At 62.4% G+C, this 22,819-nt stretch carries 21 protein-coding genes and 2 tRNA genes; 4 read left to right on the top strand and 19 right to left on the bottom strand.

Annotation, left to right across the window (positions count from 1 at the left end; all coding sequences use genetic code 11):
• Positions 1-543 (top strand): TCP-1/cpn60 chaperonin family protein (locus JQ575_RS30675; RefSeq protein ID WP_283842660.1); only part of this gene is annotated, 543 nt, incomplete at its 5' end.
• Positions 544-908: 365 nt separating this feature from the next.
• On the opposite strand, the gene JQ575_RS30680 is transcribed toward JQ575_RS30675, so the two are convergent.
• The 3 genes from JQ575_RS30680 to JQ575_RS30690 form a co-directional block, all read right to left on the bottom strand.
• Positions 909-2,060 carry a slipin family protein gene (locus JQ575_RS30680; RefSeq protein WP_212036930.1) on the bottom strand — a complete coding sequence of 384 codons (1,152 nt, stop codon included), beginning with the start codon at positions 2,058-2,060 and terminating at the stop codon, positions 909-911.
• Between the two features lie 334 nt (positions 2,061-2,394).
• Positions 2,395-2,458 (bottom strand) — tRNA-His (locus JQ575_RS30685).
• A gap of 8 nt (positions 2,459-2,466) precedes the next feature.
• Positions 2,467-2,535: transfer RNA gene (locus tag JQ575_RS30690), tRNA-Ser, on the bottom strand.
• Positions 2,536-3,045: 510 nt separating this feature from the next.
• On the opposite strand from JQ575_RS30690, the gene JQ575_RS30695 reads away from it, so the two are divergent.
• Complete coding sequence (locus JQ575_RS30695) at positions 3,046-3,240, top strand: hypothetical protein (RefSeq protein ID WP_212036931.1); 195 nt, start codon at positions 3,046-3,048, stop codon at positions 3,238-3,240.
• A 118-nt stretch (positions 3,241-3,358) separates the two neighbouring features.
• Here the strand turns inward: JQ575_RS30695 and JQ575_RS30700 are convergent, their stop codons facing one another.
• The 15 genes from JQ575_RS30700 to JQ575_RS30770 all read right to left on the bottom strand — a co-directional run bounded on the left by JQ575_RS30700 (position 3,359) and on the right by JQ575_RS30770 (position 19,949).
• A complete protein-coding gene (locus JQ575_RS30700) occupies positions 3,359-3,520 on the bottom strand; it encodes a hypothetical protein (protein ID WP_192734082.1) in 162 nt (53 codons plus the stop codon).
• 216 nt (positions 3,521-3,736) lie between these two features.
• The gene (locus tag JQ575_RS30705; RefSeq protein WP_212036932.1) at positions 3,737-4,885 is read right to left on the bottom strand and encodes a DUF2778 domain-containing protein; all 1,149 of its coding nucleotides are present in this window, start codon (positions 4,883-4,885) and stop codon (positions 3,737-3,739) included.
• A 246-nt stretch (positions 4,886-5,131) separates the two neighbouring features.
• On the bottom strand, positions 5,132-6,433 hold the full coding sequence (locus JQ575_RS30710; RefSeq protein ID WP_212036933.1) for an RtcB family protein: 1,302 nt from the start codon (positions 6,431-6,433) through the stop codon (positions 5,132-5,134).
• Between the two features lie 158 nt (positions 6,434-6,591).
• Positions 6,592-7,287, bottom strand: a complete 696-nt coding sequence (locus JQ575_RS30715; RefSeq protein WP_212036934.1) for a DUF899 family protein — start codon at positions 7,285-7,287, stop codon at positions 6,592-6,594.
• Between the two features lie 80 nt (positions 7,288-7,367).
• The gene (locus JQ575_RS30720) at positions 7,368-8,906 is read right to left on the bottom strand and encodes a glycosyltransferase family 39 protein (RefSeq protein ID WP_212036935.1); all 1,539 of its coding nucleotides are present in this window, start codon (positions 8,904-8,906) and stop codon (positions 7,368-7,370) included.
• A 7-nt stretch (positions 8,907-8,913) separates the two neighbouring features.
• The gene (locus tag JQ575_RS30725; protein WP_212036936.1) at positions 8,914-10,047 is read right to left on the bottom strand and encodes a glycosyltransferase family 2 protein; all 1,134 of its coding nucleotides are present in this window, start codon (positions 10,045-10,047) and stop codon (positions 8,914-8,916) included.
• A 318-nt stretch (positions 10,048-10,365) separates the two neighbouring features.
• A complete protein-coding gene (locus tag JQ575_RS30730; protein ID WP_212036937.1) occupies positions 10,366-10,560 on the bottom strand; it encodes a hypothetical protein in 195 nt (64 codons plus the stop codon).
• Positions 10,561-10,641: 81 nt separating this feature from the next.
• A complete protein-coding gene (locus tag JQ575_RS30735; protein WP_212036938.1) occupies positions 10,642-10,998 on the bottom strand; it encodes a hypothetical protein in 357 nt (118 codons plus the stop codon).
• 323 nt (positions 10,999-11,321) lie between these two features.
• The gene (locus JQ575_RS30740) at positions 11,322-12,833 is read right to left on the bottom strand and encodes a SulP family inorganic anion transporter (protein ID WP_212036939.1); all 1,512 of its coding nucleotides are present in this window, start codon (positions 12,831-12,833) and stop codon (positions 11,322-11,324) included.
• 61 nt (positions 12,834-12,894) lie between these two features.
• Positions 12,895-13,773 (bottom strand): formylglycine-generating enzyme family protein, encoded by an 879-nt coding sequence (locus JQ575_RS30745; protein ID WP_212036994.1) that lies wholly within the window; start codon positions 13,771-13,773, stop codon positions 12,895-12,897.
• 134 nt (positions 13,774-13,907) lie between these two features.
• Positions 13,908-15,275, bottom strand: a complete 1,368-nt coding sequence (locus tag JQ575_RS30750; protein ID WP_249167001.1) for an arylsulfatase — start codon at positions 15,273-15,275, stop codon at positions 13,908-13,910.
• Between the two features lie 129 nt (positions 15,276-15,404).
• The gene (locus JQ575_RS30755; RefSeq protein WP_409363275.1) at positions 15,405-16,277 is read right to left on the bottom strand and encodes an ABC transporter ATP-binding protein; all 873 of its coding nucleotides are present in this window, start codon (positions 16,275-16,277) and stop codon (positions 15,405-15,407) included.
• 2 nt (positions 16,278-16,279) lie between these two features.
• Positions 16,280-17,257: an ABC transporter permease gene (locus tag JQ575_RS30760; protein ID WP_249167002.1), complete on the bottom strand. Its 978-nt coding sequence runs from the start codon at positions 17,255-17,257 to the stop codon at positions 16,280-16,282.
• Between the two features lie 9 nt (positions 17,258-17,266).
• Positions 17,267-18,703 carry an ABC transporter substrate-binding protein gene (locus JQ575_RS30765; protein ID WP_212036940.1) on the bottom strand — a complete coding sequence of 479 codons (1,437 nt, stop codon included), beginning with the start codon at positions 18,701-18,703 and terminating at the stop codon, positions 17,267-17,269.
• A 523-nt stretch (positions 18,704-19,226) separates the two neighbouring features.
• Entirely contained in the window at positions 19,227-19,949 is a 723-nt protein-coding gene (locus tag JQ575_RS30770) for a Crp/Fnr family transcriptional regulator (RefSeq protein ID WP_249167005.1), read from the bottom strand.
• A 348-nt stretch (positions 19,950-20,297) separates the two neighbouring features.
• On the opposite strand from JQ575_RS30770, the gene JQ575_RS30775 reads away from it, so the two are divergent.
• Positions 20,298-21,122 carry a DUF72 domain-containing protein gene (locus JQ575_RS30775; protein ID WP_212036942.1) on the top strand — a complete coding sequence of 275 codons (825 nt, stop codon included), beginning with the start codon at positions 20,298-20,300 and terminating at the stop codon, positions 21,120-21,122.
• A 22-nt stretch (positions 21,123-21,144) separates the two neighbouring features.
• Here JQ575_RS30775 and JQ575_RS30780 read toward each other — a convergent pair whose 3' ends face one another.
• Entirely contained in the window at positions 21,145-22,119 is a 975-nt protein-coding gene (locus tag JQ575_RS30780; protein ID WP_212036943.1) for a tripartite tricarboxylate transporter substrate binding protein, read from the bottom strand.
• A gap of 181 nt (positions 22,120-22,300) precedes the next feature.
• Between JQ575_RS30780 and JQ575_RS30785 the strand changes: the two genes are divergently transcribed.
• Positions 22,301-22,762: a DUF488 family protein gene (locus JQ575_RS30785; RefSeq protein ID WP_212036944.1), complete on the top strand. Its 462-nt coding sequence runs from the start codon at positions 22,301-22,303 to the stop codon at positions 22,760-22,762.
• Positions 22,763-22,819: the final 57 nt, after the last annotated feature.

The following is a 22,819-nucleotide window of genomic DNA, read 5'->3' on the forward strand; positions in this document are numbered from 1 at the left end:
CTGGCCAAGCTCGCAGGCGGCGTCGCGGTGATCCGCGTCGGCGGCGCGACCGAAGTCGAAGTCAAGGAGCGCAAGGATCGCGTGGATGACGCGATGCATGCGACCCGTGCGGCGGTTGAAGAAGGCATCGTGCCGGGCGGCGGCGTCGCCCTGCTGCGCGCCTCCGAGCAGCTCAAGCGCATCAAGACCGCGAACGACGACCAGAAGACCGGCGTCGAGATCGTGCGCAAGGCGCTGTCCGCGCCGGCCCGCCAGATCGCGATCAACGCAGGCGAAGACGGCTCGGTCATCGTCGGCAAGATCCTCGAGAAGGACCAGTACAACTACGGCTTCGACTCGCAGACCGGCGAATACGGCAACCTGGTCTCCAAGGGCATTATCGACCCGACCAAGGTGGTTCGTGCGGCGATCCAGAACGCAGCGTCAGTTGCGGCTCTCCTGATCACCACCGAAGCCATGATCGCCGAACTGCCGAAGAAGAACGCCGGCGGCGGCGCGGGCGGCATGCCCCCGGGCGGCGGCATGGGCGGCATGGACTTCTAAGTCCAGCCATCCAGGCGAACGTCAAGGAATGCAAAGCCCCGGCAGCGATGCCGGGGTTTTTGTTTGGGGGATTTTCGACGGGTAGGCAGCTCTCAACCGTCATTCCGGGACGCGCCTCTTGGCGCGGGCCCGGAATCCATAACCACGATCGTGAGTATGGATTCCCCGATGCGCAATTGCGCATCTGCGGCCCGCGCCAAGAGGCGCGTCCCGGAATGACGGAGATTGTGGCATCGGGCGAGGCAACATTTCAAGCGACCACACTCACTCCACCAACGCTCGCTCCCTCACTCTGCTAATACTTACCCTTCGTGAGCGCACCCCGCACTCTCAGTTGAAGGGCCGCCCGTAGGCGACCCTTCCTGTTAGGCGCTTTCCGTAGGCTTCAGGCGAACCAGCTTGGTGAGCAGGGCATCAAAGCCCTGCCCGTCACCGGCGTGAAGGTCGATACGGCCGACCTTCTCCACCAGCCGCTCAAGGGACTCCAGTTCCTTGAGCCGCAGCAGCAGCGGGTTCTCTTCCATCAGCTTGGCGGTGTTCAGAAGCGAACGCGTCGCCGCGGTCTCTTCCTGCCGGCGGATCAAATTGGCCTTCGCCACCCGCTCCGCCTCCACCACCTTGTTCACCAGCTCGCGGATTTCGCCGGGCAGGATCACGTCCTTGACGCCGAGCTCCGTCACCTCGACACCGCTGTCCGCGATGCGCTCGCGGACATAGTCGCGAAGCTCCGCATCGAGCGCGGCCTTCGCCGACAGCACCTCGTCGAGCGTGCGGCCGGCAACCGCCTCGCGGATCGCGAACTGCACCAGCCGGTACAGCCACGCATCCACGTCAGGCACCACGGCGACGACCCGCTCGGGATCGACGATCCGGCGGAACGCCGTCAAGGTCACCCGCAGCGCGATGCGGTCCTTGGTCAGCATTTCCTGCGCGGTGATCTCGACTGCCTGGGGCCGCAGATCGAGACGCTTGACCTCGATCTTACGGCCGACGATCCAGAACGCGTGCCGGCCGGGCGCGAGCCGCTCCAGCAGCCGGCCCTCGACAAAGAGCAGACCGGCTTCATGGTTCTCAACCACCGCTTCCGTCACGACCACCGAACGGTTACGGTCGATCATCGCCAGATGACGCGCCGTCACCCGGGGATCAGCGGTCATGTCGATGCGTTCGACATCGACAGATGTCGCGACCTTCCAGTAGACGCGCGCCTGCCAGGGTGTCATCAGCTGCATCGGACGGCCGTCGAGGTTGACGATGGCAACTTCATCCGCCTTGGTCTCGACCATCTCGAACAGCTCGGCCGCGAGATCGGGCCGCGCAGCCTTCAGCACCAGGTAACGCTCCGCCGGAAACTCGGCACGAACCACCTTGAATATTTCTGCCGCCAACTCGTTGCGCGGATCGAACAGCCGATGCCGGCCGGGACCAAGCACGCGCTCGAGCCTGCCGTTCCGTGTCAGCAACGCGCGCTCGCCATCCTTCACCGTCACATGCGTCATCAGGAAATGCCAGTTCATGGCACGCCTCCATCATTGGCTTTCCGGCCAGAGGTCGGAAAGCTGGTTTCGTCTAGAAGGAACGGAGGACCGGACGGCGCTTCCTGTAAGTCCGGCGGGCCGTGGTTTGAGCTTGCATGACGACGGGCGCACGCGCGCAATCGCCCGACGAATGTCGGGCGTTCGAGCGGTGTTCCCGGCGTCAGCGCAAGCGGTATCCACCGCGGCGCAGAGCCGTTCGTACAGTGTCTAGGTTCGGACGAAGAGCCTTGCGGCAATGCGACCGGACTGCGACTGAAGCGCGCGTCCGGTCCCATTCAATGGGAATTCAGTTTTTTAGACTGAACCGGAGCGTTGGAACGGGATTCGAACCCGCGTCACGATGATTCACATTCATCTGCTCTACCACTGAGCTATCCTTCGGCTGTGCAAGAGACCGGAATCGAACCGATGCCTTCGGGTATCACCCCGACGCTCTCCATGAGCTACACCTCGCGTCTTCATTCGGCGGAACACGAAACCGGACACCGGCTCGCGCCAGTCGGGATCTCAGGGAGCCCGAACCCATGGCCTAGCGAAGGAGCGGGCTAATAAACGGAACATCTTTCAGTTGCAAGCGTGTTTTTCAAATTTTTGATGCACTGTGACTCCCCGTCACAGACATTCAACGAACCAACCTGCCCGTTCACCGCACTTCGATGACGTGATGCCATCCGCTCGCCTGCCCGCGCCGCGACGCTGATGCCCTCGCGATGCAGCAACTCACTCAGGGCTAAAAAAGAAGAACTGTGATGACCTGTTGGCGCGGGACCGTCGCACGATGGCGGTCGTCCGCAATCGGAAGCAGGGTTCCGTGGAGGGCGCGACTTTGTGCGGGGACCTGTCGCGCCTGTTATCCGGAAAGAATGATCTTCATGGGGTGGAACACCCGGAGCCCGCACGAGGTTAGATAGAATGCGCACCATCGCGGCGGCGCTGATCGGCAGCCTTGGATTGGAGGCGGCACATGAAAATCATCGTGGACGAAGACGGAGAGATCATCGCCAAAACGACGGACGACCATATTCTGATCGGCGGCCACCACCGCCTCGCGGTGGCGGCCAGCCTTAATCGAAAACTGTTCTGGCGAGATACCGGCGAACCTGTAAAGCTTGACCTATTCTTCAAGCATCATGGAAGTTCACTTCGACATACAGCCTAAGGAGGCTGCACATCGCAGGGATCAACCTCTCTTACGTTGTGGCCCGGATGACAAGGGGCGCAGAAAGCCCCGCGCAACTGCGACGGGGCCTCCGTTCGTTTCTTTCAGGCGGACTGCGTTATTTCGACATGTCCTGTGCAAATCTGACCGCCCCGTACCCGGCGAAAAAGCCGGTGCTGAACGCCGCCGCACCCACCAATATGAAGATAAAGCCGCCATTGACCTCATCGAGTTCCGCATCAGTCACGGTATCCGACGCTGCGATTTCGATTTCATCCATAGTTACGTCTCCTACCTTGGGTTGGTTGATACCGATGCACCAGTGCTTCGGTGATAGGAACGATGGCTGATCGGCGGCGGTCGCACTGTTACGAAGATCACATTCTTCGGTGGGCCTAAGGCCGAACCCGGAGATGCATACGCCGCGGCTAGCGTTAGAACAACAATGATCGCTGCGGCGTATGGGTCCCTGCGTTCGCAGGGACGACGAGCGACGTCACTGAATCCTGGCCAGCACCGCAAGCCGCCGGATGCCCTGGTTCCGGTACGCGTTCAGGAACGCGTAATAGTCCTTGAAGGAAACGCAGCCATTGGAATCGCCGCGGGCGCCGAGCATGTAGGTGTGTGCCAGGAGGCCGTCACGGTTGAAGATCTTGTCCTGCCCGCCGATCGGCGTCAGTCGCAGTGCCGGCACGCCGTGGAACAACGCCTCGCGCGGCTTCAGATCATAGATATGCGGCGGCGTGACGCCCTGCATCCGCACGTGCGCATAGCGCACATCGTCCATCTTGGCGCCAAGGCCCGAATGCGCCTCGAGAACGGTGCCATCCGGCAGATAGACCTTCTTCGCCGCGATGTCGTAGACCGCGGTCTGCTTGTCATAAGGCGGCGATCCGCCCAGCATCGGATTCTGCGAACGGGTATCGGGAATGCTTCCGGTGACGCTGGCGTCGGCGGAAGCGTAGGACAACAGCCCGCCAAGCGAGGGCTGTTTGCCCCACAATTTCTCGACCATGTTCGGCTTGTCGTTGGACGCAATCGACATCACCGCCGCCTTGGCGCGCTGCGCCATGTCGCGGACCGAAGCTCCGGATTCCTTCGCGGCGGGTTTGGCTTCAGCCTGCTTTGGCGCCGGGGCTGGAACGTTCATGGCGACCTGGGTCGGTGCCTGCGAAGCGGCTTCCTTCGGCTTCGGTGCTTCGCCAAGTTTCGGCGCTGCAATCTTCTTCGCATCGACCGGCGGCGAGACCTCCGCCACTTGCGTGGCTTCAATCGCCCTGGATACTTCGCCTTGCGGCGCCGAGGCTGCAAACCTTTCGTTAAACATAATCGAAGGAGAGACGGTCTCGGGCGCGGAAATCTTCGGGGCGGGCTGGGGTAGCGCCGCGAACACTTCGTTGAAGGCGGGCCGCACCGGACGCGACGCGACAATCGTGGAGCTTTTGACGACCGGCGGATCGAACGCCGCGCTGTTGACCGAGGGATAGATGCTGGAGGCGAAAATATTGCTGTAAACGGTCCAGGCGCAGCCCAGCACCACGGCTGCGATCGCGACGCCGCCGAGCAAATGCTGAGGAATGACTTTCCGGGAAGATCTCTTGCGGTTGTGGGCCGCAAGGCCAAACGCACCGGTACTCGTACTCATTCGCCTTGCGTCCAGAACAACTCTACTAGGTCCCTGCTTGATGCCGCGCCCGAAAAGTTCCCGGGCAGCATCTCGCAAAGACACGGAGCGTCATTAAGGCGAGTTTTAGTTAAATGCAGATTAAACGCGGGCAGATCTAAGGCATGCGCAAATCAATGGAAGTTATGCGCAAATCAGCCCGTAAACATGCGGGGTTTCCGTGAAATCGGGACATCCGGCCGTTGGCCGGGTGTCCCATTTTGGCAATCAGTCCTTGAACGGATCGAATTCGTTCTCGCCCGCCATGACCACGGCGAACGGCCGCAGCGTGTGCTGCACCTTGATCGAGCCGGCATGCTCGGCAAGCACCTCGGGCAACCTACGATAAGCCATCGGACTTTCGTCGAGATCGGCGCCGATCAACGTCACGCCGCGCGACTGCAGCCACGCATCCATCTCGACGCGCGTAAACCTGCGCTTGGCTTCCCTGCGGCCGAACATCCGGCCCGCGCCGTGAACCGTCGAGTAGAGCGACGCCTTTGCCTCGGGGCTGTCGACGCCTTCGACGATGACGGCGTCATCTCCCATCGATCCGCCGACGAAGCCGCGCTGTCCCGGAAAGGCCGGCGTCGCGCCCTTGCGCACAACCCACAAATCCTTGCCTCCGTGATTTTCGCGCCAGGCATAATTGTGATGGTTGTGGACCATGTCGGTGACGTTGCCGCCGATGATCTTGCGCACGCGCTCGATCACCCACTCCCGGCCGGCATAGGAATAGCGCCCGGCCAGTTGCATGGCCGCTATGTAGCGTCGCCCGATCTCGCTGTCCTCGTCGATGACAGCCGGCGGCACATTCATGCCATCCTTGCCGCCCGCAGCCTTGAGGTAGCGGGTAGCGCTGGTGTGGCCGAGACCGCGGCTGCCGAAGTGAACGCCGATCCAGACAAACCCGGCCTCGTCGCGCATCAGGTCGACATAATGGTTGCCCGATCCGACGGTGCCGAGCTGCGCAACGGCCTTCTGCCGATACGCGCCCATGTCGGATTCTCGCCAGGCATCGCCGTCGTCGAATAGCTCGTGCTCGACGCGCTCCTCGTTGGTCCGCCCGACGCCAAAGGAAATCGCCCTGTGCACGTCCTTGATGATCGTGCCGACATTGCCTTCGATCCGGCTGAACGGCGTATCAAGACGCACCGCCATGTTGCCGCAGCCGATGTCGAAGCCGACGCCGGAGATGCTGATCTGCTTTTCATAGGCGATCACGCCGCCGACCGGCTGGGCATATCCCAAGTGACCGTCCGCACAGATCACGCCGGCCACGGCGTTGCCGACCGCCATGCAGTTGCGCATCTGCGCTATCGTCGCGTCCTCGTGCTGGCCGAAGATCTTGAGCGGGCTGTTCTGGTATTGCGCAGGCTGCACCGTGAGCTGTTCCTTGCGCGCAGCGTCGCGGAACGTGCACCAGACCGGGATCGGCCGCTGACCGGGGCGATCGATCTTCGCATCGGGGTCGAGGCCGGCTTCGACCGCCAGCGCCCTTGCACGCTCCTGATAGGGATCGAGCCGCATTGCATCGTCCTCTTCCACGGTTGCCGGACGTCGCCGGCCATATCTTACACCGAGCATAGGTCGTCGCACCAAGACCCGCTTGGGTTCATAGGCTTCGATGCTTTGATGGGACGCGGCCCGCCGTCAGCATGGCGTTCGATTCGGCTCGAAAGCGGTCTTCAATAGCTCAAGCTTGGATACCAGTCCTTGTCGCGGCCTTCAGGCGTGGTGTCCAAAAGGGCCCACAGCGGATCGAGGTCAGGTGCCCCGCGCGGATCCTGGCCGGGGTCGGCGGTACCCTGCCCCATTTCGCCGGACAAGAAATGACGGATCGAACCGTCGCGGCGCGTGAACACGTTATAGCCGGGCATATCGGCATCCGCGGCGCTGACGTAATCGCGCGTGTAATCGCCGGACGGATCGGAATAGATCCTGTGCTGTGTCCAGCCGCGCGCCTTCTTCGCTTCGATCAATCGTGCGATCGGCGAGCGCGCGACGAACACAAACGCGATGCGTTGCTCGACATCTTGCAGCTTGGCTGCCCACGTGGACATGAACGACGTGCACATCGGACACGGCTGATCGCGTTGCGGCCCGAACATGTAACTGTAGATCACGAGCGTCTGCTTGTTGCCGAACAGATCAGGCAGCGTGGCTTTGCCGCCTTCGCCTACGAACGAATAGGTCTTCGTCACCTCACCGCCGGGCGGCAATGCGCGGCGCATTTCGGCGACGCGCTCGATATGGCGACGGAGTTCGATTTCCTCAGCGAGCAATTGCTCGCGGGCACGGCGATATTCGGCGCTTTCGTTGGGAATGCGCGCGGTATTGCCGCGGGCGAGTTCAGCGGCGGGCTTCAGGCTGGAACCGGACATGGGCATGACCTCACGGTTGGACGGCGTGCTGGGTTCCTACAAGACGATCCCAATGCGGCCGTTCCGACATGACCATCGGACTATTTTCGGCGCAACCACGCCGGCAAAATGCCGTTTTCCAACGCCTGTTCCGGCGGCGGGGAACCGTCAAGCACATTCCCCTTCGGTCCCTCCAGCACATCGAGTGCGTAGGTCTCGATCGCGAGCGGGCCGCGCTTGCGGGTGACCTCCGCTATTCTCTCGACGCGGGCAAAGTCGTCCTTCAGCGGGTGATCGCCAGGGAAGGCCTCGCGCACATAGAGCTGTTTGCCGCCAAGCTGCGCCGCGGTCGGCTGGGGCATGTTGACCCAGCGAATGCGCTGGTTCTGTTGCGCGACGCACGTGCCCTTCGGCAGATAGAACGCAAGCCAGCCGGTGGTGCCGTAATCCGGCGCGAGCACGCAGGATGCGCCGGTGCGCGTCCGCACGGCCTCGATCTCGCCTGCGATTTCGCGCCAGCCGACGCCGACGCTGCGCACCGTGGCGTCGCGGCGATAACCCGAGAGCGCGCCGGTGTTGGCCTGCACGATCAGGATCGCAAACATCACGATGCCTGATGGCGCCGCCCAGCGCAGGCAGAAATTGACGGTGCGCTGCTCGCGCTTTTCCCACTGCACCAGGTGAGCCGCATAGGCCGCGGCGACCACGAACGCCGGATAGACCGGCGCGAACCAGTTCGCCTCGACGCGGGCATGCAGCGAATGCCAGACGAAATAGGCGGCGATGGTCCAGAACATCGTGCTGACCAGCACGCGCGCCGGCAACGCACCGGCGCGGCGCTGAAACAAAGCATAAAGACCCATCGCCCCGAGAATCCATACCAGCGGCGCTGCGAAGGCGATCTGCGTCGGAATCAGTTCGGCGATGAAGGCCGGTCTGAAATCCTCGATCCGCGCCCGGCCCATCTGCTTGATGAAAGACACCCAATGATGATCGGCGTTCCACAGAATGACCGGCGAAAACATCAGGAGTGCGACGAGGCCGCCGAGATAGGGCCATGGCGAGATCAGCCAGCGCCGCAGTTTCGGAACCACCACCAGCCAGATCAGGATCGCGGGGCCGAAGAACAGCGCGGTGTATTTCGACAACAGCGCAGCGCCCGTGGCGAGACCGACCGCCAGCCACCACGCACCGCGTCCGGTCTCAAGCACCTTGGCCAGCGAATACAGCACGAAGCTCGAGGCCACCAGGAGCGGCGCGTCCGGCGTGACGATCATGGTGCCGACCGCGGCCATCAGCGTGACATTGAGCAGGATCGCTGACGTCGTCGCCACCCGCCTGCCGCCGAACAGCACGGCGGCGGTCTGGTACACCGCCCAGCTCATCGGCAATGCCAGCAGGATCGAGACCAGACGGACACCGAGTTCGGTGTCGCCCGCAATCATGGTGCCGAGGCGGATCACGAATGCCACCATCGGCGGATGGTCGTAATAGCCGCCGGCCAGATTCTTCGACCACATCCAGTAATAGGCTTCGTCGAAGGTGATCGGCGTGTAGGCAGCGGCTACCAGCCGTACCGCGACCAGCGCCAGGATCGTCAGAACCGTGTTGAGGACAAGCCGCGCCTCGTTCGGATTCATTTTTGGATCATCGCTTGCGCCAGACGAACAGTCCGGACATCGCGTAGTTCCAGACCACGCCCATCAGCGCGCCCGCCGCTCCCGCCAGCCACCAGATCGGCTCCTGATCGTAGACCGAGAACGCGACGCCGACATTGGCGAACAGGCCGACGCTGCAGACGAGGTAAAACAGCAGCAGGCCGCGCAGGATGGCAAAACCCTTCAGGCGTTGATCGCGATAGGTGAGAAAGTTGTTCAGGATGAAATTGCTGGTCATCGCCACCAGCGCGCCGACGGCCTGCGACTCCGGGAACGGCAGGTTGAAGAGTTGGTTCGCGATGAACAGCGCCGCGAGATGCACGACGAGGCCGATCGAGCCGACCATCGCAAACAACAGAAAGCGCAGCGAGACCACGTCGTGAGTGAACTTGGCCAGCACCAGACCAAGGAAATCCAGCGCCACCATCGAATCGAGCTTGCTCTCGCCGTGCTGGCGCGAGCCGAAGGTAAAGGGAACCTCGACCGTGCGCAGTTTGCCTTGCGCGGTCGCGACGATGTCGAGCAGGATCTTGAAGCCCTGGATCGAAAGCTGCGGCGCCAGTTGCTCGAAGCGATCGCGGCGGATCATGAAGAAGCCGCTCATCGGATCGGCGATCTCGACCTTGAGCACGCGTCTTGCAACTTCGGTCGCGAGCGCGCTGATACCGGCGCGTCCCTTGTTGAAACTGTCGGCGCTGCCGCCCTCGACATAGCGGCTGCCGACCACGAGTTCGGCCTCGCCACGTTGCAAGAGGCCCACCATCTTCGGCAACTGGGTCTCGTCGTGCTGCAGATCGGCGTCGATGACAGCCGCATAGGGCGCGCTGGCGGCGAGAATGCCCTCGATGCACGCCCCGGACAGGCCACGCCGCCCGATCCGGCGGATGCAGCGGACGCGGGGATCCTTCTGCGCCAGGCCGCGCACGACCTCCCAGGTGCCGTCAGGGGAATTGTCGTCGACGAACACGACTTCCCAGGGGATGTCCTTGAGGGTCGCGTCCAGCCGCCGGTAGAGGACGGTGACGTTGTCGCGCTCGTTAAAGGTAGGGACGACGACCGAAAGCTGAGGCAAACCGGCGGCCTGCGTCGGGTTTTCGGGGCCCGGTTTGATGGCTTGATTCATGGGGCCAGCGTATATCCGCAGCCGCTGGGGATGCCAAGGCGCCGCCAGCACTACCAATGGCGCCGCCAGCGATCGAAGCCGCCGCAAGTCTTACAAAAGCAGGGTCGCGGGAACAGGTCTCAGGTGGGGAAACTGGGCCAAAAAGGCCCCCAAAATGCCAACGACCACGAACAGAGGGCGCGCGTACATCCGGCGCAGCCAAACTATTCATGGTCGTCCCAGCGCCGGAGCTTCTTAAGGCTCGACGTCGCCGTTAGGAGCAAGATAGGGATGCCAGGGGCCTTCTGCAAGGGGTGGCCTAACCCTGCCCTGCGTCAGTTAATTCGGCACCTCCCGGATCACGGGTCCCCGTGGCGCGGGCGCCGCGGGCGCCATCTGGGACGGTTGCTGGACGACGGCCGGCTTCGGCGCCGGCTTGCCAAACTGCCCGATCGGCCCATAGGCGATCGCAACCACCAGCACGATCGAGGCGACAATGGCACCCAAGATCCCGGCTATCGACTCAGAATTCATACCCGACAATCCCCCGTCTGATCGGGAATCAATATCACGGAAGGCCGGAATGGTGGAATAGGCTGGCGAAAGCCGCCTTGGCTACTTCGACGCGGCTTTGCGCCTTGCGAACGCCGTCACGATGTCCTTCTGGGCGAAGGCGATGGCATCGTTGGCCGTCGTCAGGTTCGCGCCCCCATCCTTGTCCGGGGACTGGATCGCGAGAAATCCCACCAGCGCCACCCGGAAATTCTGCCGTTCCGACGCACAGGCAGCCGCGATCAATGCGCCAAATTCCTGTTCCGGCATGTTCTTGTTGCTCTCGCGCGGATACTCGCGGGCCAGGCAGTTCCAGTAGGCGTCACGCCCCGAAACCGCCAATTTGCGCGCCTCACCGACCTCGTCGGCGAGCACGGGGAAAGCGGTCATCACGACCAATGCGGCGATCAGGATGCGCATCCTTTTCTCCATTCTTGTTTTGCGTAGCCCGACCCGCGATCGAGACAAGAGTGAACAGCACGGTTTCAGCGAGTTGGCCAATCACGATTGATTGGGCTGGTCTGGAGTACGCGCCGTCGGAGAACGTGCCGGATCCGCGATCAACGCATCTCAGGAGCTTGTGCGGTGGCGCGCGCTTCGCTTTGACGCCGGCCCGGCCCCACGCATGTAATGCCGCTCCGGCCGATAGCGGCCGGACCAATTTCGCATCATCCTGCGGACGAATGTCGACAGCCATTGGAAGATCGCCATCGGAAGCTCCTTCTCGTTCCGCATTCCGAAATTCAGGCGCCGAGCTGGCCGGTCAGCCGCTCGTGGAACGAGGAGCTGCGCTGGTCGAGCCCCACGAACGTGACTGACGCGCCATGGTCGCGGTATTTGGTTTCAATCGAATCCAGCGCCGCGACGCTCGAAGCGTCCCAGATCTGGGAATGGGTGAGATCGATCAGGACGCGCTTGGGATCCGCGCCGTAGGAGAAGCGTTCGACGAGGTCGTTGCTGCTGCCGAAGAACAGCGGCCCATGGACGTGATAGCGAACCGAAAGGCCGTCCTCGCTGAGCGTGCGGTCGGCCCGGATGACATGGGCGACCCGGCGCGCGAACAACACCATCGCCAGCAACACCCCGACGGCGATCCCGATCGCGAGATTGCTGGTCGCCACGGTGACGGCAACGGTCAGGACCATCACCAGCGTTTCCGGGATCGGCATGCGCTTGAGCGACGCAGGCCGGATGCTGTGCCAGTCGATGGTCTTGAGGGCTGCGATCATCATGACGGCAGCGAGCGCCACCATCGGAATTTGCGCCATCAGGTCGCTGAGCGCCGTCACCAGCACCAGCAGCACGAGTGCGGCGACCGCCGTCGATATCCTGGTGCGGCCCTGCCCGATCTTCACGTTGACCACGGTCTGGGCGATCATCGCGCATCCGCCGATGCCGCCATAGAACCCGGCTGCGATATTGGCGACGCCGAGCGCCCAGGACTCCTTGCCCTTGTGCGAGCGGGTATCGGTCAGGTCGTCGACCAGCTTGGCCGTCAGCAGCGTCTCCAGCAGGCCGACAAAGGCGACGCTGAGCGCGGTCGGCCAGATGATGCTGAGCGTTTGAAGGTTGAGCGGGACGATGAACGGCGTAAGGCCCGGCAGTCCCGGCGCCATGGCGCCCTCGCCGCCGACATTGGGAACGGTCAGATGCCCGACCATCACGATCGCGGTCACGACGATGATCGCGACCAGCGGCGCCGGCACTGATGTCGTGAAGCGGGGCATGATGAGGACAACGGCGATCGTCAGCGCGAACAGCGGATAGACCAGCCATGGCACATTGAAGATGTGGGGCACCTGCGCCGCGAAGATCAGAATGCCGAGCGCATTCACAAAACCGATCATCACCGAGCGTGGTACGAAGCGCATCACCCGCGCCAGTCCGGCAACTCCAAAGACGATCTGGATGACGCCGGCAAAAAGGATGGTCGGCAGGATATAGCCGACGCCATGCACCTTCACCATCGGCCCGATCACCAGCGCGATCGAGCCCGCCGCGGCGGTGACCATCGCAGGCCGGCCACCGAGCGCCGACATCACCAGACACAGCACGATCGAGGAAACCAGCGCCACCTTGGGATCGACGCCGGAGACAAAGGAGAACGAGATCACCTCCGGAATCAGCGCCAGCGCGGTGACGATGCCGGCCAGGGATTCGCGGACGAAAAGGTTGGGCGCACGCAGCACCGCACCGATCGACGGTGAGTCTTCAAACTGGAGTTGCGCGTTGGTCGTGGTGCTGGCGGCTTGCATGGGAAACTTCCAAAGATGTGAGGCGGTGCTCCGGCCTCGCCGGTGGCGAACAGGATTCTCGTCAGGTGCCCGGCGGTTGACGCACGACGCAGCGGAAGCCGATGTGACAGGTGGAGGAATCGACGGTTTCACCCTGGCGCGCCGACGGCCGGTAACGCAGGCAATAATTCGGCGCGCACAGATGCGAACCGCCCTTCACCACGCGGCGCACGGATGTGTCATCACCCGCGCTGGTATGACAGCACGATTGCTGTTGCTGCTCCTGCGCAGCGCCATAAGGGCTCGACGTCCATTCCCAGGTGTTGCCGACCATGTCGAACAGGCCGTAGCCATTGGCCGGAAACGCATCGACCGGCGACGTGCCCTCGTAGCCGTCGTCGGCCGAATTCTGGTAAGGGAAATGGCCCTGCCAGGTATTGGCCATGAACTGCCCGTCCGGATTGGAGGCATCGCCCCAGGGATAGGCCTTGCCTTCAAGACCGCCGCGCGCGGCGAATTCCCACTCTGCTTCGGTCGGAAGCTCCTTGCCGGCCCACGCCGCGTAAGCGAGCGCGTCCTCATAGGCCACATGCACGACAGGATGATTTTCGCAGCCCGCGATCGAACTCTCCGGCCCCTGCGGATGCCGCCAGTCGGCGCCGGGCCTGTATTCCCACCAGGCGAGATTGTTGCGCAGGTTGACCGGACGATCGGGCTTCTTGAACACCAGCGAGCCCGGCACCAGCATTTGCGGATCGGCGTCGGGATACATCGAAGGATTCGGCGGACGTTCGGAATAGGTGACGTATCCGGTCGCCTCGACGAATTTTTGAAACTCGGCATTGGTGACGGGATAGGTGTCGATCCAGAAACCGTCGACGGAGGCAGGACGCACCGGGCGCTCTTCCCGATAGAAGCTGTTGGAGCCCATCAGGAAAGAGCCGCCCGGGATCCAGATCATGGAATCGCGGTTGATTGTGCCAGGCGTTGCGCCCGTGCTTGGTTGGCCGGGGAGCGAGCAGCAGCCCGCTCCCCGGCGATTGCCGGCTGCACCCTGCGCGACATCAGCCGCCATCGTCGGTGCAGACATCGTACTCAAGCCTTCTGGCGCTGCTTCGGCACGAAATCGAGTGCCGCGCCCGGCGGAATCAGTTCCTCCTTCTTGGCGCTCTCCTCGAAGTCGCGGATGATGCGCTGGGCGTGCTGCATCACCCACCAGCGAACATAGCGCTGGTTGACGGCGTCACGCTCCTTGGGGTCTTCCTTCAGATGCGTGATGCGGGCAAATCCGAGCGCCAGTTCCGGATCATGGAAGTGCTGCTGCCGCTTGAAGTTGATCTTGAAGTCCTTCCACTTCACGGCATGCAGTTCGTCCTTGAGCCAGACGATGCAGGACTCGCGGTTGGACGTTTCCTTCTTGCCGAGGAAGAACTCGCTCTGGTCGACGCCGTCGATCAGCCGATCCTTGGGCGCCTCGCAATCGGTCATGGACAGCAGCGTGGTGAACATGTCGGTGACATGAACCATCTCGTTGCTTTCGGTGCCCGGCTTGATGTGGCCCGGCCAGCGGATCAGGAGCGGCGTACGAATGCCGCCTTCGGCCGAGCTGAAATACGAGCCGTCGAAGAAGCCGCCGGTGCCGCGGCCGGCGAGATGGTCCTCGGCGCCGTTGTCACCGCACATCACGACGATGGTGTTGTCGCGAACGCCGAGTTCGTCGAGCTTGTCGAGCAGCACGCCGAAATCATGGTCCAGCATCAACAGGCAATCGCCCCAGTCGCCATTGGTGCTCTTGCCGACGAATTCGTCGCGCGGGCTCATCGGGAAATGCATCAGCGAGTGGTTGAAGTAGCAGTAGAACGGCTTGTCCGCCTTGACGGACTTTTCCATGAACTTGATGGCGCGCTTCTGGTACTCGAGGTCGCAAGTTTTCTTGGTTTCCATGGTGAGCTGCTCGTCGAGCAGCGGCCAGGCACCCTTGCCCTTGACGCCTTCATGCATGTGCGAGAATCCGTCGCGCTCCGCGACATAATGCGGGTCGGTCAGCCACATACATTCGTCATAGGTACGCAAGGGGCCGTACCATTCGTCAAAGCCGTGGTCGGTCGGGAAGCGGCCGTCCTCGGCGCCGATGTGCCATTTGCCGTAGATCGAGGTCGCATAGCCCGCATCCGACAGGATGGTGCCGATGGTGCGCTCCCACTTGACGATACCGCCGCCATTGCCGCCGAGCGCGATGGTGTGGTTGCCCGATCGGATTGGGAAACGGCCGGTCATCAGCGCCGAACGCGTCGGCGTGCACTGCGGCTCGACGACGTAGTGCGTCAGCTTGGCGCCTTCCTTTGCGAACTGATCCATGCGCTTGGTATCGGCGCCGCGCAGAATGCCGCCGCCGTAGCAACCGAGTTCGCCCATGCCCAGATTGTCGACATGGAAAAACAGAATGTTTGGTTTCTTTGCCATTGAATGCTCCGATTTGATGGACGCCAGGCGTGAGTCATCGTTGACGCGCGCGCCTGTTTGCGTCTGTGCTTGATTGCTGTGATCGATTTTTGGGTTCGCGCCTGTCAGGCCGCGACGTTCAAAGTTACGTCAGAAGATTTCGCCTACTCCTTTCGGTCCCACTTTCATTCCAAAGCCAGATAGGCCTCGATCCTTGATCTCCGGGGCCATGGCGGCGAGCGACTCTTCGCGGATCAGACCCTTGAGCTCCTGCACCAGGTTCATGAACTCCGGCGTGTCGGTCATCTCGGCCGTTCGCGGACGCGGCAGCGGTACTTTGATGACAGCCTTGATGCGGCCCGGGCGCGCGGTCATGACGTAGATGCGGTCGGAAAGGAAAATCGATTCCTCGATGTCGTGCGTGATGAACAGCACCGAGATGCGGAACTGCTGCCAGATGTTGGTGAGGATCTCCTGCATCACGACCCGGGTCTGCGTGTCGAGCGCGCCGAACGGCTCGTCCATCAGCAGCACCTGCGGGCTGGTCGCCAGCGCCCGGACGATGCCGATACGCTGCTTCATGCCGCCGGACAGCTGGTCCGGATAATGGTTTTCGAACGAGAGCAGCCCGGCCAGATCGAGCAGCGCCCGCGCCGTGGTGTTGCGCTTGCTTTGCTCGACGCCGGCCATCTTGAGGCCGAACTCGACGTTCTTGCGAACCGACAGCCACGGAAACAGCGAGTATTGCTGGAACACGACGCCACGGTCCGAACCGGGCTTGGTGATCGCCTTGCCATCGAGCAAGGCCTCGCCGCGGGTCGGCTTGACGAAGCCGGCGACGATGCTGAGCAAGGTCGACTTGCCGCAACCGGAAGGCCCGATCAGCGACACGAACTCGCCCGGCTGCACGTTGAGCGAGACATTATCGACGGCGACGACCTTGTTGTCGTTAGCACCGAACGTTACGCCCATATCGCGAACGTCGATGAAGCCCTTGCTGACTTCGGTTTCCGCCATGGTCATGCTCATCGCCGGCCTCCGGGTGCGAATGCGAGCCAGGGCATCAGAAGGACGCCAACCATCCGGATGATGCCGCTGCACGCCAGTCCAAGAACACCGATCGTGATCATGCCGAGCACGATCGCGGGATAGTCCACCAGTGAGTAGGCTTCCCAGGTGAAGTAGCCGACGCCGAATTGACCCGAGATCATCTCGGCGGCGATCAGCGAGACCCAGGCCACGCCCATGCCGACGGCAAGACCGGTGAAGATGTGCGGCAACGAGCCAGGCAGGATCACGTTCATGAACAGCCGGATCTCGCTGGCGCCGAGGCAGCGAGCCGCCCTTACCAGCACGCCATCCAGTGAATGAACCCCGTGAATGGTGTTGAGCAGGATCGGAAAGAAGGCGCCGATAAAGGTAATGAAGACGATGCTGGCCTCGTTGTTCGGCCACAGCATGATCGACATCGGCACCCACGCGATCGCCGGAATCGGCCGCATGATCTCGACGACAGGCATGAAGAAGTCACGCACGCGCTCGTACTTGCCGATCGCCAGCCCGAGCGGCACGCCGATGATGGTCGCGATCATGAAGCCGAGCAGGATGCGTCGCACGCTAATGGCGATATTGAAGAGGTATTTGTTCGACAGCCCAACCAGCGTCAGCTGCTGATACACCTCATAGGGCGTCGGAACGTTCTTGAAGCGGATGTAGAATTCCAGCCTGTACTTGGTGCCGAGATACCAGAACAGGAACAAAGCCCCGATCGAGATGCAGGCAAGCAATGCCGTGATCATCCGCTCGCGGGTCACATACCCGAGCAGGCCCAGAAACACCTTGGTCAGCGAGACCGTGGGGATCGGCTCCGGTTCCGGCACCGGAATTTCCGCTGCGGACATTTGGGCTGCGGAGGCTTTCACCTCCACCGCCACCGGCTCGGGATCGGCGTGCTTGTCGACCATAGGAAGCGCCACAATCTTGGCTGTTGCCGTGCTGCCCATCGGATTCCCCTATTGCCCCAAGTTGATGGCGCCGAGGACTTCGGCATAGGTGGCAAGCTTGCCGCCATTCTTGGCGGCATAGGCTTCCGCATCCTTCTTGAGCAGGAACGGCACGACATCCGGCTTCTTCGGATCCTGGCCGCCGACCGAATAGAACGCGGCGTCGGCGAATACCTTGATGCCGAGCTCGCGGTCGACCAGATAGACGGCGTTGAACTTCTTGCCCTCGGAGCCGTACTTCTTCACGCCGAGCAGCGTGCAGACCGGTGAGCTGAACGGCACGATGTCGCCGCCCTGGATCCAGATCTCACCGGTTTGCAGGGGATTGTTGACCGGCGCGTTGCAGACCGGATCGGTGCCGGTGACGTTGTAGGTGTCGTACGAAGCAAGCTGCTTGTCGTAGTCGAGCCCGAGTTCCTTGTAGGTCGTCCGTACATAGCTGTCGTTGACCCAGGCGCCGATGTTCAGTTCCTTGATCATGTTGAGCTTCTGCAGGATCGCGTAGTTGGCGCCGACAGCTTCCACCCATTTCGGCTTGATGGTCGCATCGAGCGTGTGCACGCCGCCGGGACCCAGGAAGATGTAGATCACTTCCTTGTTGATCTTGGTCCACTCCTCGATCTTCTCGGCCGCAAACTTCGGGTTCTTGCGCATCCAGTCGTTCGCCTCCATCAACGCCTTGATGTAGGCCACCACGATCTCCGGATATTTCTCGCCGAAGTCCTTGCGCACGACGACGCCGTGGAAGGTCGGCACCTTGGTTTCGGCGCCGTCATAGATCTTGCGGGCAAAGCCTTTGAACGGCAGCAGTTCGGCGAACGGCACGAAGTCGCCATGAGCGTCGATACGCTTTTCCTGCAGGTTGGTGGTGCCGACCTCCGGCGATTGCGAAACCAGGCTCCAGAAATCGGGCGGCAGGCCGCGCTTCTGCAGCGAGGTGAGCATCATGCCGTGCGCGGCGGAGCCGAACGGCACCGACACGTTCTTGCCCTTGAGATCGGCGAGTTCGTAGAACGGCGAATCCTTGTGGACGACGATGCCATTGCCGCCGCCAAACGCGTTGTAGGCGATGATCGCGACGAGCTGCGTTTCGTTCTTGGTCGCCTGCCCGGTGGCGCCATTCACCATCAGCGGGTAGTCGCCCATCATGCCGATCTGGATATTGTTGGCCATCATGCCGTTGGTGATCGGCGGACCGGAGGTGGCGTTCTGCCAGCTCAGCTTGTACTGGATGTCCTTGTACTTGCCGGTCTTGGGCAGGTGCTTCTCCAGGAGACCAAGCTCCTTCAGCACGACGCCGCCGGTCACGGTGTTGGTCGTCGTATTCTGTGTGCCGATCCCGATCTCGATCGTCTGCGCGCTCGCCTGTCCGGGCGCCAATGCGATGGCTGCCGCAGCGATCAAAGGAAGGAAGCCAGAGAGTTTAGACGCAGGGCCGATGCTCATGGGACAAATCCTTTCGAACCAAACTGTGCGGTGTGACTTGCATGGCCCATGCTGAATCCCCCGGCCGCGGCGAAGGGCGGCAGGGTTACTCGGCGCTGAGCAGACTGACTGGCTTGATGACCTTGATGGTGCAAACGACATGCCATCAGACCAATTCTGACGGCGCGGACGGCTTCCGGTTCGCGAAGGCCCGGTTCGCGAAGGGCGTGGCTAACGAAGGGAGTGGTAGGCGTCATTTGCCGCTAACTCGCTTGCTTCCATCACGGACGTGATCACGTCCGGTCAGCAAGTTCTGAACGGCCTCCTCAGAATCCGAAACGACGAACGCTTCGAACCAGCAACCTATTGCTAAGAAATTTGCGGATGCTCAATTAATGAACAGATTTTGCGCCGGCCTTGGTTATCCGGCGGGCTAAATGTCTATAAATTAGTCATTGCAATCAGGCAGGGTTCGGCCCGCAGACGTCTGAAAGCCCGCCGACATCAGCGGCGGTTTGACGCGGGACTCGCTTAGTCCCTCGCCTCAGATCTCGTCAGAGGCCGCGGCCTTGGCGAGCTTGCCGTCGCGGATATCGCTCAGCCTTGCCGCGTCCTTGATGACGAGGTTTGAGCCGTGCGCGTGCAGGATTCCCAGCTCGGTGAATCGCTTCAGGCTGATGGTGACGGATTGCCGCGTCACGCCGGTCATGTGCGCGAGATCGGCATGCGTGAATGAGGCGGCAATGAGCGACCCCTCGCGTTCTTCAACGCCGTACAGGTTCATCAGATGCAGCAGCAGTTGCGCCAGCCTTTCGGTCGGCGAGCGCGTCCCGAGCATCTGGGCGAGTGCCGAATAGCACTGGCCCTTGAAAGTCAGGCCCTCGATGATTCCGATCGCGAGCGCGGGGATCGTAAGCACCATCCGGCGCAGGATATCGCCCGGCAAATGCAGCACGGTGCTGTTGACGGCGGCGACCCCCGACCAAATGTGCAGGCCTTGCTTGAAGACCTCGGGGCCGCCGACGAAATTGCCGGAGTGCCAATAGGCGAGCGTGATCTCGCGGCCCGATGGGGCGATGTAGAACACTTTGATGCGGCCGCTCTCGATCAGGAAGATGCCGTCCTGCGGACTGCCCTGGCTGAACAGCTGGGCGCCGCGGTAGAGCACTTTGCGTTTTCCGGAGCCCAACACCTGCGCGATTTCGGACTCGGTGAGGCCATGGAACAGCGACGGCGGCCCGCTCCGCTGCGTTCCACCGTCGGTCATCAGCAAGGCTCCGAACTGGGCTTGCCCGCCGCCCTTGGTCTCTCGTTGCGATGGTTGATGTTTGCTTGTCATGTATCCGCTCGTAGCCAACTCCGAACCTGCGTCGATATGAACGGAAAAGTTCCTGGGACTGCGGCCTGCTACTGTTGCAAAGGTTTGCAATTGGCGCGCCAAGTTCTGCGTGTATTGTCGGCTGAACCGGCGTCTGTGTCCATATATCGCGCCGCAGCGCCCGGCTTCTATCCCGCACTTCCGGGCGCTCATCTTTGCCTGCGGCAATCTGGCCAATTAGGCCCGATCTGGATTAAGATCGGCCCGCAATCATCCCTCCTTCGTAACGAGCCCCCGGTGAGCAAACCTGCAAAATCGTCCGCCAAGAACAGCGGCAACATCTTTATCGGCATCGGCGGCTGGACCTTCGAGCCGTGGCGCGGTGTATTTTATCCAGAGAAGCTGACGCAGGCGAAGGAGTTGTCCTACGCCGCGTCGAAGCTGACCTCGATCGAGATCAACGGCACCTATTACGGCTCGCAGAAGCCGGAGAGTTTTCGCAAATGGGCGCGTGAAGTGCCCGACGGTTTCGTGTTCTCGTTGAAGGGACCGCGCTTCGCCACCAACAGGCGCGTGCTGGCGGAAGCCGGCGACTCCGTGAAGCGGTTCTATGATTCAGGCGTGCTCGAACTCGGCGACCGGCTCGGCCCCGTGCTGTGGCAATTCGCGCCGACCAAGAAGTTCGACGAGGCGGATTTCGGCAAGTTCCTCGAACTGCTGCCGCGCAAACTCGAAGGCCGCGCGCTGCGTCACGTGGTCGAGGTCCGCCACGACAGTTTCTGCGTGCCCGATTTCATCGCGCTGCTGCGAAAGTTCGAAACGCCTGTCGTGTTCGCCGAGCACGGCAAATATCCGGCGATCGCCGACATCGCGAGCGACTTCGTCTATGCGCGGCTGCAGAAGGGCAATGACGAACTCAAGACCTGCTACCCGCCAAAACAGCTCGACGCCTGGGCGAAGCGGTTTCAGGCCTGGGCTTCGGGAAGTGAACCCGACGACCTGCCGCGCGTCGATGCGGCCAAGCCGAAGAAGGCGCCGCGCGACGTCTTCGCCTACGTGATCCACGAGGGCAAGGTGCGCGCGCCCGCAGGCGCCATGGAATTGATCGAGCGGGTGAAATAGACAACAGCGTTTCGAGCGAAGCTCAATCGAGCTTGATGCCGGCCTCGCGGATCAATTTTGTCCAGGTCTCGTATTCGGACGCGACAAAGGCATTGAGCTTGTCGTCCGGCAGGTCCCAGACCTCGCCGCCGCTCTTCTCGAAGCGCTCCTTGAGGTCGGGCAATGAGGCGCGGATATCGCGGCGCAGTTTTGCGATCACCTCCGGCGGCGTCTTGGCGGGCGCAAAGATTCCGAGCCAGGAATCGACGTCGAGACCGGGAACGCCGGCTTCCGACATCGTCGGCACGTCAGGCGCCAGCGGGCTGCGTTTGGACGCCAGCACGGCGATGCCCTTCGCCTGCCCGGACTGCACATGGGGCAGGCCTGCCGCCATCGAGTCGAAGAACAGATCGATGCGGCCCGCCAGCAGATCGGTGAACGCCGGCGGCGAGCCCTTGTAGGGCACTTCCAGCAGCTTCACGCCCGCAGCTTTCATGAAGGCCGCCGCCACCAGTTGCTGCCCGGTGCCGACGCCGGCGGTCGCCACCGAGATCGAGCCCGGGCTGGCCTTCGCCGCGGCGACGATATCCGCCAGCTTGGGCTGCGGCAGATCCTTGCGGCCGACCATCACATAGCCGAACTTGTAGACCAGCGCGACGGGCACGAAATCCTTCAGCGGATCGTAGCCGAGCTTGGAGTACAGCGCCGAATTAAAGGCCATGTTGGAGAGCCCGCCGACGACAAGCGTATAGCCGTCCGGCTCGCTCTGGCTCGCGGCCTGCGTCCCCACGACGGTGCCGGCGCCGGGCTTGTTCTCGACCACGAAGCCCTGTCCCATGCGTTTCGCAAGCACGTCGGCAATCTGCCGCCCGACCAGATCGTAGCTGCCCCCGGGACCGATCGGGACGATGATTTTCACGGCCCGGTCGGGATAGGTGCCCTGCGCCCGCGCTGCGCCGCCGCAAACCAGCAACGCGATGGCGGCCATCCATGCCAGCGAGCGACAAAATCCATGCATCGTATTTCCCCCGATATAACCGGCCATCAACAGGCGCTGTTTTCGCGACTATGCGACATGGCGCCCCCGGCGGCAACGCATCTGGCGGCCGGGCAGCTGCGGCATAACCTCCGCGGTTATGGAAATCCGTTGCGGGGTGACTTAGCCTGACGCCGGGACATAACGGCGCCGGGACATCGACATGGCACGCAGGAATCGCCTCTTCACCATCGGCTATGAGCAGACGCCGGCCAAGGCCGTGCTCGATGAACTGGAAAGCGCCGGCGTCAAGCTGCTGGTGGACGTGCGCGCGGTGGCCGCGTCACGGCGGCCGGGCTTTTCCAAGAACCAGCTCGCGGCCGGCCTTGACGAGCGCGGCATTTCCTATCTGCATCTGAAGGGGCTGGGTACGCCGAAAACCGGCCGCGAGGCGGCGCGCAGCGGCAAGTTCGGTTTGCTGCACAAGATCTATTCGGCGCATCTGAAGACCACGCAGGCCAGGGAAGAACTCGACGAATTGTCAGCGCTGGTGAAGAAATCCGGTCCGGTCTGCATTCTCTGTTACGAGCGCGACCATCAGCAGTGCCACCGCCAATGGATCGCCGAGATCATCGAAGACCGCGATGGCGTGAGGATCGAGAATTTGGCGGCGAAGCAAGTCTAGTCGTCATTCCGGGGCGCGCGGAGCGCGAGCCCGGAATCCATGACAATACGAACTATG

Origin of the sequence: Bradyrhizobium sp. JYMT SZCCT0428 (assembly GCF_018131075.1) — a bacterium.
Taxonomy (GTDB): Bacteria; Pseudomonadota; Alphaproteobacteria; order Rhizobiales; family Xanthobacteraceae; genus Bradyrhizobium.